Below are 12,301 nucleotides of genomic sequence, written 5' to 3' on the forward strand. Positions count from 1 at the left end.
TTTAAAGGATGAGGCTGTCATACGCCGGTTCCCGCCGGTGTTCGCCGACGGTCCGTAAAGGGGCGCTGGCGGCCTCACCGCAACTCCATTCTGCGGAGATCGCCGTATGTCACGCCTGACCCATCCGTCTTCCGCACGACGCATTCCGGGCGGCGTTCTGTCCGCCACGCTGTGCTTGCTCGCATTGCTGTGCACGGCCTCGCGCGCAGCCGAACCGGTCCTGAACGAGCAGGACATCAACGAGCAGTCGGTGACGCGCGCGCTCGAGCCCGACCAGTCGAGCGAGTCGGGCGAGAACGTCGTGACGCGCGGCTTCGTGCTGTCGAACAAGCCGCCGTCCGCCGCGCCGCGCCCCGCGCCCGCGAGAAAACCCGCCGCGCAAATCCTGATCACGTTCGCCACCAATTCGGCCACGCTCACCGACAGCGCGAAGGCCGCGCTCGACAAGGTCGCCGGTGCATTGCAGTCGGAGAAACTCGCGGCGTACCGGTTTCGCGTCGAAGGGCATGCCGATCCTCGCGGGTCGCCCGATGCCAACATGAAGCTCTCCGAAGACCGTGCGGCCGCGGTGGTCGAATATCTGACGCAGAAAGACGGTATCTCGGCGGAGCGGCTATCGTCGCTCGGCAAAGGTTCTTCCGATCCGTTGAACAAGCGCAATCCGACGGCGCCCGAGAACCGTCGGGTGACGATCGTCACGGTCACGGATTAGGCGCTTTCGAGGTTGCCGCCGATGACACGTTATCGCGTGTATTGCAACGTGGCGACGGGCGCGGCGCTGCTGTTCGCGTGCGTCACCACGATCGCGCTGGCCGCGGGTCCGCAGGACTCGAACAACGCCGCCGACAGACCCGCGGCCGTCGGCGACGATACCGGAGCGGTGCGCTTGCCGCTTGCCCGGCTCGCCGCCGCGTTGGCCCCCGATGCGCGCCTGCAACTGTTCACCGTGACGGACCAACCCGGCCTCCATGTGATGCAGGCGGCCAGCCTCGAGCAACAGGGTGCGATGTTCGCGCGCGTGGTGGCATTGCTCGAACGCCGCGATATGCCGCGCGACCGCGTGGTGTCGGCGGCGGCCATCGCGGCTCACGCGCGGCGCTTTGGCACCGACCCCGCCGGGCTGACGGCGGGCAACAACTTCAGCACGGAGGAGTTGGCGCATTTTTTCGAACTCGCGCGCGAGCAGGGCGTGGTGCTGAACCAGGGCGAGCGCACGTTGCAGACGATTCTCGTGCGATGGCGTTTGATTCGCGAGGAGCAGGGGATCTCGAAAGCGACGAACGCACACGATTTTCTGATCACCATTCCCGGGCTGGGTCGCGCGCCAGGCGGCGAGATGATCGACGCCACCGTCAGGGCCGCGATCCTCAGTCACGAATTAGGCCATTGGCGGTACTTTTCGGACGGCGCATACGCACATGCGTGCCGCGCGTTCTGGTGGCAGGTATTGAGCTTCGAGGAACGCGCGGAGTTGACCCGGCAACTGGAGAATCTCGGCTACGACCCGAGCGACCGGATCGTGATCGATGAGATGCAGGCCTATTTGCTGCATACGCCTGCGCGCTATATGCCGATCAGCGACACGCCGGGACCTGGCGGCGTCGATGTCGGCAAGGTGCGGCGGCGCTTGCAGGAGGCGGTCGCGAGAGCGAGCGGATAGCAAGGACGAAGCGAGCCGCGCGAATCGCGCGACACACGCTGTCGAGGTGACGCATGACGGATTACGCAGAACTCAACCGCATTTTGCCGCGCCTGTCGCACGCGCATGCGACCGCTGCGTTTAGCGACGAGGTGGCCCCGCTGCTGGTCGCCCTGTGGGCTGATGATTATGTTCGGCGCGTGGCATCGTGCGAATTGCTCGAAAGTTCCGTCGGCCAGTTTTCATATCTGTTTGATATGACGACCGAGCGCCTCATTGCAGCGTGGGGAATCAGTCAGGGAAAGAGTACGGTGGCGCGCAAGGAAATCGCGACGCGGATGCGCGGACATCCGCTCGCCAACGGCGGGACCTATCACCGGGGGCACGCCATTCCGCACACGCTCGGCGGTTCGACCGATATCAACCTCGTGCCGCAGCTGGGCAAGATCAATTCGGGGCCGTTCCAGGCGTTGGAACGACTGGCGGTCAGCCATGCGGGAGCGCTTTACTTCACCTACTGGCTGTACGGGCCAGGCAATAGTCAGGTGCCCGTTGGCGTGGAGCAGGGGCTTCTGATGCCGGGGGCGACTGCATGCACGTTCAAGCTGGCGACGTTTGCGAATTGAGGCAAGCGCGGCGGTCCGCAAAAAAACAACGCGATGCGCGTCTTTTTGAAAGCCGCGCGCCGCGATTGGGGAAATGCGCCGTGTGTCGGCCTTCGTCGGTTAACCCCTCGACGAATCGGACCGTCTACGATAAACAGTACCGCAGACACCGACGTAACGGACCCCGATGATGCCATCCGCTCACCGTTTCCTCGTCATGCTGGCGTCAGCCTTCCTGCGCGCACGCGCGGGCGGCGCGCTGGCGCTGTTTGCGTCGGCGGTGCCGCTCGTCCACGCGGACGTCGTCGTCTCGTTCGCCGAGAGTCCCGTGTCGGTGATTCGCGGCGCCTCGCTGTATCGGACGGGCGAGGGCGCCAGGCTGCGCGACGACGACATCATCGAAACCGACGCCGGCAAATCCGCGCAACTCGAAGACGGCGCGGGGACGCTGATCGCGCTCGGGCCGCAAACGCAAATACTGCTCAAAACGCCGTCGACGTCGCAAAACGCCGCGGCGAGACCGCTGCGAATCACGATGCTGAGCGGCTGGCTCAAGGTTGGCTGCAAGGTGAGCGCAGGCGCGCAACCGCCGCTGTCGATCGAACTTCACGGCCTCGACATCAAACCTTCAGGCAATGGTCCGTGGTCGGTCGTCGCGATGACCACCGGCGAGCGCGCCGCAATCTTCGCGGAGTCCGGGGATGACGCGATCGTCGTCGTTCGCGCCCCTGCCCAGGCGCCCAGGCAAATCCTGCACGCGGGCCAGTACCTCGAGCGACTTGCCGACGGGCCCCTGCGCGCGCAAGCCCGGCCATCCGCGGAGTTCATCGGCACGATGCCGCCAGGCTTTCGGGACGCGCTGGTCGGGATGGCGGGACGGCTCGCGAGCAGGCACGAACTTGCCGCGCCACTGCGCGCCGTCGATTACGCCGACGTCTCCGACTGGCTCACGAGCAGCGTCAGCGAGCGCGGCACCTTCGTCAAACGCTTCGTGCCGCGCCTGAAAACAGCGGCCTTTCGCGCGCAGGTCGACGCCCATCTGGACGTTTTGCCGGAATGGCGGCCGATTTTGCATCCGCCGCCGCCACGCCCGGCGAGCGAGCCACACAAAAGGCCCGCGCAAGCGCCGCCGGCGGTGCGTCCCGAATCCGTCCCCAGTTGGCTATACCGGAACTAACCTACGCCGGACGACGCCGACGCGCATTGACGTACCATGCACCACCAGGCGTTGACGCCCTTGCACACCATTCGCGTGGAGCAGCCATGAACCTGTCGTTGACTCTGAAATTCAATCTCGCCTTCCTCGTCGTGTTCGCCGCCGGATTCGCCGCGGCGGGTTTCGTGGCCGACCGGGTGTTGCAGGAAAACGCGGTGCAGACGACCGTGCGCGACGCGAGCCTGATGATCGAAGCCGCTACCGCAGCGCAGAACTACACGTCCGAACAGGTGACGCCGCTGCTTGCCACGCAGATCAAATACGCGTTCGTCCCGCAGTCGATTCCCGCGTATTCCGCCGTCGAGAGCCTGCTCGCGATCCAGAAGAAGTTTCCGGGCTTCTCGTACAAGAGCGCGATGCTCGATCCGACCAACCCGCGCGACCGCGCCACGGACTGGGAGACCGATGTGATCCGGCGCCTGCATGACCACCCCGAATTGCCCGAACTGATTGGCGAACGCGCGACGCCGTCGGGCCCCAGCCTGTACATCGCGCGGCCCACCCGCATCGACTCGGCCGCGTGCCTCGAATGCCACAGCACGCCCAGCGCGGCGCCGCGCACGATGATCGACAAATACGGGCCGGCGAACGGCTTCAACTGGCCTCTGCATGAAACGATCGGCGCGCAGGTCGTGTCCGTGCCGATGTCGCTGCCGCTGGGACAGGCGCACAGCGTTTGGCGCACGTTCATGCTGTCGTTCGCCGCGGTGTTCGGATGCGTGCTGATCGCGCTGAACCTGATGGTGCATTTCCTCGTGACGAAGCGGCTCAAGGCTTTGTCGCGCGCGGCCGACGAAGTCAGCCTCGGCAAGCTCGACACCGCATCGTTTTCGACGCGCGGCGGCGACGAAATCGCCTCGCTCGCGGTCTCGTTCAACCGCATGAAAACGAGTCTCGTCGAAGCGCTGCGGATGCTGGGGGCGTAAGCTGGCGTGATCGGCCAGGCGCCCCTCGACCGGAACCCGAATGAGCAACGAAGCAACGCCTACGCGCATTGGCAAGTACCGCATCGACCGCGTGCTGGGGACGGGCGCCATGGGCGTCGTCTATCTCGCGTTCGACCCGCACCTCGAAAGACCGGTGGCGCTGAAAACCGTGCGTCGCGAACTGCTCGCCGGCGAGGACACGAGTGGCGACATGCTGCTGCGTTTTCGCAACGAGGCACGCGCGGCCGGTCGGCTCGCGCATCCGAACATCGTCACGGTCCACGATTTCGGCGAAGACGGCGATAGGGCTTATATCGTGATGGAATACGTCGCCGGGCATGGCTTCGATACATTGCTGGTGCCGGGCCACGCGTTGCCGCTGTCGGACGCTTTCCACTGGCTGGCGCAACTGCTCGCCGCGCTCGCGTATGCGCATGAGGCCGGCGTCGTGCACCGCGATATCAAGCCCGCGAATCTGCTCGTCACGGCGCCGGGGCTTCTGAAGGTCGCCGATTTTGGCGTCGCGCGCATCGGCTCGTCCGCAACCTCGTCCGGGTGGATGATCGGCACGCCGAGCTACATGTCGCCCGAGCAGTTCGAGGGCGAATCGGTCGATGCCCGCGCGGACCTGTTCTCGGCCGGCGTCGTGCTGTACCGGATGCTGACCGGCCGCCAGCCGTTCGTCGGCTCGCCGGCCACGATCAGGCAGAAGATCATCAAAGATGCGCCGGCCCGGCCATCGGAAATCGTCTCCGCGTTGCCGCCGGCGCTCGACGCGATGGTGGCGAAAGCACTCGCGAGGCGGCCGGACGACCGCTTCGGTTCGGCCGCGCAATGGCTCGCGAGCTTGAGGTCGTTGGCCGTCTCACTGGCGGCGGCCGACGATGACCGGACTATCGTGACGCCGTCCGCGTATTGGTCAGCGTCCGCCTCCTTGCCAGCGCATGCGACGGGCGTCGGCCCCGCACCTGTGCCCGTGCCTTCGGCGCCGCCGAGTTGGCCGGCCGAGATGCTCGCGCGCATCGAACGCCAACTCGCGACCCAGATGGGCCCGCTCGCGAGCCTGCTGGTGCGACGCGCGGCCACCCAGACGAACGACCTGCCGACGCTCGGCGCGCAGCTGGCGGCGGCGTTGCCGGACACGGCGCGGCTCGAATTCGAGCAGGCCTTCGCGCGGCTGACGGCTGGCTTGCCCGATATGTCGATGATGACCTCGTCATCGCCGGGCTCACGCGTCGCGACGGCTGCCGCAAAGGTATCGGCTGTATCGCCCGCGAGCGCCGCAGGCACGACACCAGACAGTGCGATCGATCAGGCCGGCATCGATGCCGTCGCCGTTAAACTGGCCGTCTATCTGGGCCCGATCGCGAAGATGATCGCCAGTCGCGAGGCGCGGCACGCCGCGAATTTCGACGAGTTCGTCCAGCGGCTCGAGGACTGCATCACCGACCCCGCGCAACGCCGTCGCTTCCGGCACGATGTCGATTCATCCGGTTAGCGCCTCGACCGGCAAGCCTCTCCCTGACCGACTTCACTGCACGCAGGTAAACGAGCTCGCGCTGTTCACGTCGCCCGCGCCGTTATAGCTGGGCCACGCCGGATACTGGCATAGCGGCCGCGTGCGTCCCGGCACACCCTCCGTATCGGTGACCACCTGGTGCGCCGGCGGTGTGCCGTGCTCGACCCAGTTCTCCAGCGTCGTCAGCGAGTCCCACGACGCATTGAACTCGGTGCCGACCGCGTGCTGCAGCCCCGGAATCTCATAGAAGCGCGCGAACGAGCCGACCGCGCCAAAGCCCATCGTCACCAGCATGCGCTGATAGTAGATCTCGGTTGCCCGCGTGCTGACGGTCTGATCGACGGTGCCGTGCGCCATCAGCAACTTGCCGCCGTGCCGCATGAAGGGCGTCAGGTTCGCATCGGTCGCGTCAAGCCCCGACAGCATGCTGACGCGGCCGGACCATCGACCGGCAATCGCGGGGTTGTACTGCAGCGAGTCTGCGTCCGGGTTGTCCATCACCGTGTAGCGGACGAAGTCGTCGGCGATCTGGCCGTCGAACATCGCGGTGCTTTGCAGCGGATACGACGGCTGCGTCGTGCCGAGCGCGAGCGTCGTGACGGTGCCTTCGAGCGGTGAACTGCTGCCCACCCCGAGATCGGCGCCATACACGTTATAGCCGGGATACAGCGTTTCGCCGCTTTCGAGCGGGTACGCAAACACGAGCGGCGTGTTCATCGTGTTCAGCGCCGCGATCTGCCGGTCCGACAGGCACGTGTCGCCGCGCGCGATACCGCCGGCGCAACGCAAAGGCTTGCCGTCGACGCTGGCCGTCGCCGGGTTGAACGTCGCATTGCACGCCTGCACGTTGCTGATGAGACCGTCGACCACGCCGTCGAGTCCGTCGCAACCCTGCATGACCGCGTTGAGCAGCAGCGCGCGCTGCGCTGTGTCGAGATACGCGCCGGGCGCTGCGAAGCCTTCGGTCACGCGCAATTGCTGCAGGCTCAGCGTCGTAAAGTCGTACGCGGGATAGAACGCGATGATGCCGTCCCAGTCGCGCGGCCAGCGCTGCGCGACGGTCAGCGCCTCGCGCCCGCCAGTTGAGCCGCCCGCGAAATACGCCCTGGACGCATGTGTGCCGTAATGCGCGTCGATGATCACGAGCGAGGCGTCATGCGTTTTCTTCAGCGCTTCGCCCATGAAGTTGTCGTAGGCCTCGGCGTTGACGGAGAACGCGCCGTTCACCGAACCGTTGCTCGCCTCGTGCCCGGAATCGCTCGCGAACACCGCGTAGCCGCGCGACAACGGTCCCGGCAGAGCCGCCGGCGCGCTCGGCACATTACCTGTGATGGCGGGAATCGAGCCGTCGAAACCCCCGCCGCCGAGCATCAGGATCTTGCCGTTCCACTGGTCCGGCAACGCGACGTTGAACAGAATGTCAGGCGCGGACGGATCGACCGGATGAATCGCGCCGGCCACGAGGCAGTACGATCCGGTAGCCGTCGCGCCGCTGCCGCTCGCCGCCACCTGGGTCGTCGAGGTGACGACGGCGCCTGTCGTCGGCAGACCGATCTCACGGGCGCGGATGGTCAATCCATTCAGATTCGGACAGCTGAGTTTCGATCGGGGTGGTGGCTCGTGCCTTTTGCATGCCTCGCCCTGGCATTGTCCTGCTGACGAACCCGCGTACGCGCCGTGGCTCCACATGGCGCACAGCGCCAGCACACAGCACGCCCCCACCCACGACGGCACGCGCCCACGCGCGCGCCACGACTCTCTGCTCAAGTTCATCGCCGTGTCTCCTTCCAATGAGGCCTGGAGACGGCACCGGACGTCGCGGCATCAGCCCCCTATGCCATGACGTACCCATGACCTTTGACCTTTGTTGTTTTTGCCAACGGCGCGGCCACCGCGTGCTCAACGCCACGTCGCGTCTTGCGCGCAATACCGCCCGACACCGCATATCCGCACTTGCATTCGATTTGGTAGAAGTCTTTCATCGGCCTGTCGATGTGGTTCCGGTCGGCCAAACTCAACCAATCAATCATAGTCGCTAACTCACGCAACGCGCGCCGAATCGTCATCGCGCGCACGCCAGAGTGTCGTACTCGCTCGACACTGCGAAGCCGGTGCGATGTTGATGGCCAATTCGGCGAGCCTGTATGCGCAAACTGCGTCGGAGCCCGAACCTCATCAAGTCACCCGCGCGGAAGTCATGCACGAACTCGAGGAGCTGGAAGCGGCCGGATATAACCCGTCGGTCGGCGACGATGGTTCGTATCCCGCCGACATTCAAGCTGCCGAAGCGAAGGTAGCGGCCATGCATCGAGCGGAAAGAGGCGCGGCGATGAGTGCGGGACAGAGCGGGCAACCGGTGCGCACGCATTGAGGGCAAAGGCGAGAACCGGAACGGAACCGGGTTGGCTGCGTCATCGTATGTAGGTCGAGGCCGGCAATCGCTAATTGCGCCCGGTCGTCGCGGAGCTGTTCGTCAGTGGGAGCAGTAGCTCGTTGCTCCCGCTGCGGACAAAGGCACGAAGCTTTCGCACTGAACCAGATTCTCCGCATTCATCGGCTTCGTCAAAAAGAACCCTTGCACGTAGTCGCAACCTGCGTCGCGCAGCGTATGCAACTGTTGATTCGTTTCGACACCTTCGGCCGTCACTTTGATGCCGAGTTCGTGCGACATCTGAATGATGCCCCGAACGATCGAGGCGGCCGCCGCGTCGCAGCCCAGCCGGGCCGTAAACGAGCGGTCGATCTTGACGATGTCCGGCGAAAAATCGGCCAGATAACGCAGGCTCGAGTATCCCGTTCCGAAGTCGTCGATGGCGATGCGCACGCCAAGCCGCTTGAGCGCCATCAGCGTTGCCTGCGCGAGCGAGGGGTTTTCCATCAACGCGCTTTCGGTCAATTCGATCTGGAGGCAGCGCGGCGGCACCCGGTGTTTTCGCAGCGCCTGGTCGACTATGGCGACAAGCGAGTCATCCCTGAGCTGACGCGCGGACACGTTCACCGACATGGACAGCTCTTTCCTTCCGGCGGCCTGCCAGACGGCCAGTTGAGCGAGGGCCGCGTCCACGACCCATGCCCCGACTTCGACGATGAACCCGCTTTCTTCGAGGATCGGAATGAAGCTGCCCGGACCCACCAGGCCTCGTGCTGGATGATTCCATCGAACCAGTGCTTCGACGCCTTTCACCGCCAGAGAGGCTGGCTCATGAATACCCTGGAAATGCAGCACGAATTGGTTCGACGCCAGCGCCGTGGGCAGATTGCACTCGAGTTCGAAATCGCCGAGCACATCGCTGGATGCTTCGTCGGCGAACCGGAAGCCGTTGCGACCGCCTTTTTTCGCCGCATACATCGCGATATCCGCGCTCGTCAGCAGCGCCTCGTGATCGCGGCCGTGCTCGGGAAAGATCGATATGCCGATCGACGCCGTGACGAATGGCGCGGCGTGGTCTTTTCGAACGTCGCTTGAAAACAGGTTCAGCAGAGACTGCGCCAGGCTCGCCAACGTGGCCTTGTCGCTCTCGCCCCTGACGATCACCGCGAACTCGTCTCCGCCGAGGCGCGCTACACAGGCATCCGGCGCAAGCGCTCCCTGAATGACTTTGGCGATGTCCTGCAACAGACGGTCAGCGGCCGTATGGCCCAGCGTATCGTTCAGGACCTTGAATCGGTCGAGATCGACGAACATCAGACTGAAGGCGACGTTCTGCCTGCAAAGCGTCTTCATCTGGCGGATCAGCGCGCCCCGGTTAGCCAAACCTGTCAGGCCATCGGTGTAGGCCAGATGGTCGAGCGCCGCGAGGCGTTCCTGTTCCAGCGTGATGTCTTCGCTGACACCGACGATGCGCACCACGTTCGCGGAGCCGTCGCACACGGGATAGGCCGTGCTTCTGATCCAGCGCAGGCAACCATCCGGACGGCGGATGCGGTATTCGACGCGACCTTCCGCCACCTCGGACGCGACGCGGTTCATCTCGGCGAGCAATGGCTCCAGATCCTCCGGCACCACGAGATCGAGCCACGCGGAAGGCCTGTTGCCAAGCTCTTGAGGCGTAATGCCGAACACGCTTTCGACACCTGCGCTGACATGATGACAGTGTTCAAAATGCGAGCTACACGAATAGAACACGAGCCGGACATGCAACTCCATCTCATGCATCAATTCATCGCGTTCGCGCAGTGTCTTCAACAGCTCGGATTGCTGGGTGACGTCCTCGGAAGCACAAAGCAGCGCGCTCACCGCACCGTCGTCGCCCGTCACTGGCGTGAGCGTGGAGTTCCACCACCTGGTACGCCCCCTCGTCGTCGCGCAGCTTCCAGTGAACGATGTGCTCTTGCCGGAAACGGCGCCCGCCAAAGCCTTCTCGGCCGCCGTGCGGTCCTCGCCGGTCCAGAATGCGAGCCAGTCCGCGCCGGACAGTTGCTCCGGTGACTCCGCTTCCATCAACATCGCGCCATGCTCCGACACCCGCAGCATTTTTCCGTCGGTAGCCAGCACCTTCAGGCAGTCGCGATTCGCGTGCAGAAGCCCGCTCGCCAGTGCGGTGGCGGCGCTTTGCCGCGCGTAATCCAGGCCGAGTTTGCGACGAACGATCGCGAGACCGGCGACGCCCGACACCATCGACAATGCGACACGTAGGGTAATCGCCGCTTCACCGGCCGCCTGATGCACAAGAGCACCGATGCCAACGCCGGCAACGACGGCAATGCAGAGACTCGACAACGGTATGGTCCTGCGTTGACCGTACCGCGACAGGAAATAGGAAAGAAACTGCTGGTTGCGGGCTGACCAGCCATTGGCATGTGCGTCGCTATCGACCCGGGACTCAATCGGTTTGGTTTCTTTAGGGCACGAAGTCGCTTTGAATCTCACGCTGTTCTCCGACTACCGGGTTGAGCGACGGCTCGAACGCTGCGAGCCGGCCTCACTTTTATTATTACGGTAGGAAGTCACAAATCTTTAATGCGGGGAAACGCGCGGGAACCGCGGTTCGCATGAGATCGGGGGCGGATTGCGCGCCCATCAGCCTTGGTGGGGCTTGACCTGCGCGAACTGACGAATGCGCTCCGCAAGAGCGGGTATTCCCGAGTCGCGAGCCACGTAGTGAGCGACCTGCCGGGTGGCCAGATCGATGGTCACCTGATCGTCGGGGGTCTTCGTGTTGGGTCCGTCAACGGCGGGATGGTATTCGATACGCAGTTGCCTCGCGTTGGCGACGAGCCGTAAATAGCCGAAGTTGCGGTCGTCGTAGCTTTCGAGGACCACGGCATCCGTGTCTTTCGACGCAGCCTGGATCAGCTGCGGCGCGCGAAGGGGCGGCTGTCCGTTGGTGGTGAGTCGCTGTACGGCGTGACCGCCGTTCCCGCAAACGATGTAAGGGATGTGGGTGCCATCGGAGCGGGTTCGCGTAAAGCGCTGATAGTTGTGCGCGTGTCCCGCGAGGTCGGCATGCGGCCAGATACCGACCTCATTGCAAACCGTATCGATCTGCTGTTGCATTGCGACGCTCCAGCCATGACGGCCGCGCGCCACATAGGGCGGATGGTGATGCGCGAAAAGCAGGGCGCCTCGATAGTTCTCTTTCTTCACCCGCAATAACGCCGCTTTCAGGAACTTCAGCTGGCTGTTGCCGATGTGACGGTCCGCGATCACGCCTGGGTCCTCGAGCGTATTGCTGTACAACGCAATGATGCGCACGAACGGCGCCTCGAACGTGAAGAAAACGCCTGGCTGAATTTGCGCCGTCCGTGAAAGATTGCCCGCATCGGGAGAGACCTGGAAGCAGTCGGAGCAGAAGTTCCTCAGAAACGCCTGCAGGCTCTTCTCGTGCTGCAACGGCGAAACCATTCCGTCGTGATTGCCGGCAGCGGCGAGAATCGGCGCATGATAGTTGCGGTACGGCTCATAGAACTGATCGTAGTAGTACTGCGCTTCGCCAAAGCTGTAGACGATGTCGCCCAGCAGGAAGTTGAATTGCGGCACCTCGGCGGGATCGGCTTCGTCGAAGTCGCTGACCATCTTGTCCGAAACTTCATTCTGGGTGACCGGACCTTTCGTACTGCCGCAATCGCCGGTGGCGTGAAAGACGATCTGTCCGTTCGCGCTGATCGTATCGAGGAGCTTCTGGTTGTTGTCCACCACCTCCGCAAACGTCAGCCGGGGCTCGGTGCCGCCGCGCGGTGGCGGAAACGGCAGCGCCTTCAGCTTGTGCTCGCGGTTCAGTTCGTCGATGACCTTGTAGGCTGCGGCATCGGATGCGTGCCTGACCACGAAAGTTTGCGGGTCCGGCGTGGGTTGTGGCTGCGAGAAAACGGGCGCGGCGAGAATCCTGTCGCTGCGGTTGCCGCGTGCGGCTGACGATTCATCTGAACGCTTTTTCGGCATTTGCAATCCTCCTT

At 64.3% G+C, this 12,301-nt stretch carries 11 protein-coding genes; 7 read left to right on the plus strand and 4 right to left on the minus strand.

Annotated elements, in window-relative coordinates:
* The first annotated feature begins 106 nt into the window (after positions 1-106).
* From OKW37_RS28575 to OKW37_RS28600, 6 genes are all read left to right on the plus strand, one after another.
* A complete protein-coding gene (locus tag OKW37_RS28575) occupies positions 107-712 on the plus strand; it encodes an OmpA family protein (protein WP_184066294.1) in 606 nt (201 codons plus the stop codon).
* A gap of 21 nt (positions 713-733) precedes the next feature.
* Positions 734-1,660 (plus strand): hypothetical protein, encoded by a 927-nt coding sequence (locus tag OKW37_RS28580; protein ID WP_429402932.1) that lies wholly within the window; start codon positions 734-736, stop codon positions 1,658-1,660.
* 53 nt (positions 1,661-1,713) lie between these two features.
* Positions 1,714-2,265: a hypothetical protein gene (locus tag OKW37_RS28585; RefSeq protein ID WP_429402933.1), complete on the plus strand. Its 552-nt coding sequence runs from the start codon at positions 1,714-1,716 to the stop codon at positions 2,263-2,265.
* Between the two features lie 169 nt (positions 2,266-2,434).
* Positions 2,435-3,421 (plus strand): hypothetical protein, encoded by a 987-nt coding sequence (locus OKW37_RS28590; protein ID WP_429509987.1) that lies wholly within the window; start codon positions 2,435-2,437, stop codon positions 3,419-3,421.
* 86 nt (positions 3,422-3,507) lie between these two features.
* Positions 3,508-4,386: a c-type heme family protein gene (locus OKW37_RS28595; protein ID WP_429402936.1), complete on the plus strand. Its 879-nt coding sequence runs from the start codon at positions 3,508-3,510 to the stop codon at positions 4,384-4,386.
* 40 nt (positions 4,387-4,426) lie between these two features.
* A complete protein-coding gene (locus OKW37_RS28600) occupies positions 4,427-5,884 on the plus strand; it encodes a serine/threonine-protein kinase (RefSeq protein WP_429402937.1) in 1,458 nt (485 codons plus the stop codon).
* Positions 5,885-5,917: 33 nt separating this feature from the next.
* Here the strand turns inward: OKW37_RS28600 and OKW37_RS28605 are convergent, their stop codons facing one another.
* Both OKW37_RS28605 and OKW37_RS28610 read right to left on the minus strand, forming a co-directional pair.
* Entirely contained in the window at positions 5,918-7,678 is a 1,761-nt protein-coding gene (locus tag OKW37_RS28605; RefSeq protein WP_429402938.1) for a tannase/feruloyl esterase family alpha/beta hydrolase, read from the minus strand.
* A 59-nt stretch (positions 7,679-7,737) separates the two neighbouring features.
* A complete protein-coding gene (locus OKW37_RS28610; protein WP_429402939.1) occupies positions 7,738-7,971 on the minus strand; it encodes a hypothetical protein in 234 nt (77 codons plus the stop codon).
* Between the two features lie 50 nt (positions 7,972-8,021).
* Here OKW37_RS28610 and OKW37_RS28615 point away from each other — a divergent pair, with 50 nt between their 5' ends.
* Entirely contained in the window at positions 8,022-8,276 is a 255-nt protein-coding gene (locus tag OKW37_RS28615; RefSeq protein ID WP_429402940.1) for a DUF4148 domain-containing protein, read from the plus strand.
* A gap of 102 nt (positions 8,277-8,378) precedes the next feature.
* Here OKW37_RS28615 and OKW37_RS28620 read toward each other — a convergent pair whose 3' ends face one another.
* The gene (locus OKW37_RS28620) at positions 8,379-10,625 is read right to left on the minus strand and encodes a sensor domain-containing protein (RefSeq protein WP_429402941.1); all 2,247 of its coding nucleotides are present in this window, start codon (positions 10,623-10,625) and stop codon (positions 8,379-8,381) included.
* Positions 10,626-10,925: 300 nt separating this feature from the next.
* The gene (locus tag OKW37_RS28625; RefSeq protein WP_429402942.1) at positions 10,926-12,287 is read right to left on the minus strand and encodes a metallophosphoesterase family protein; all 1,362 of its coding nucleotides are present in this window, start codon (positions 12,285-12,287) and stop codon (positions 10,926-10,928) included.
* Between the last annotated feature and the right edge of the window lie 14 nt (positions 12,288-12,301).

The sequence above is a fragment of the Paraburkholderia sp. MM5482-R2 genome (assembly GCF_050436125.1).
Lineage (GTDB): Bacteria > Pseudomonadota > Gammaproteobacteria > Burkholderiales > Burkholderiaceae > Paraburkholderia > Paraburkholderia tuberum.

Coding starts and splice junctions, on each gene's coding strand:
- OKW37_RS28625 (WP_429402942.1), bottom strand. CDS start 12,287: ATGCCGAAAAAGCGTTCAGATGAATCGTCAGCCGCACGCGGCAACCGC.
- OKW37_RS28610 (WP_429402939.1), bottom strand. CDS start 7,971: ATGACGATTCGGCGCGCGTTGCGTGAGTTAGCGACTATGATTGATTGG.
- OKW37_RS28595 (WP_429402936.1), top strand. CDS start 3,508: ATGAACCTGTCGTTGACTCTGAAATTCAATCTCGCCTTCCTCGTCGTG.
- OKW37_RS28600 (WP_429402937.1), top strand. CDS start 4,427: ATGAGCAACGAAGCAACGCCTACGCGCATTGGCAAGTACCGCATCGAC.
- OKW37_RS28615 (WP_429402940.1), top strand. CDS start 8,022: ATGTTGATGGCCAATTCGGCGAGCCTGTATGCGCAAACTGCGTCGGAG.
- OKW37_RS28605 (WP_429402938.1), bottom strand. CDS start 7,678: ATGAACTTGAGCAGAGAGTCGTGGCGCGCGCGTGGGCGCGTGCCGTCG.
- OKW37_RS28590 (WP_429509987.1), top strand. CDS start 2,435: ATGCCATCCGCTCACCGTTTCCTCGTCATGCTGGCGTCAGCCTTCCTG.
- OKW37_RS28585 (WP_429402933.1), top strand. CDS start 1,714: ATGACGGATTACGCAGAACTCAACCGCATTTTGCCGCGCCTGTCGCAC.
- OKW37_RS28575 (WP_184066294.1), top strand. CDS start 107: ATGTCACGCCTGACCCATCCGTCTTCCGCACGACGCATTCCGGGCGGC.
- OKW37_RS28580 (WP_429402932.1), top strand. CDS start 734: ATGACACGTTATCGCGTGTATTGCAACGTGGCGACGGGCGCGGCGCTG.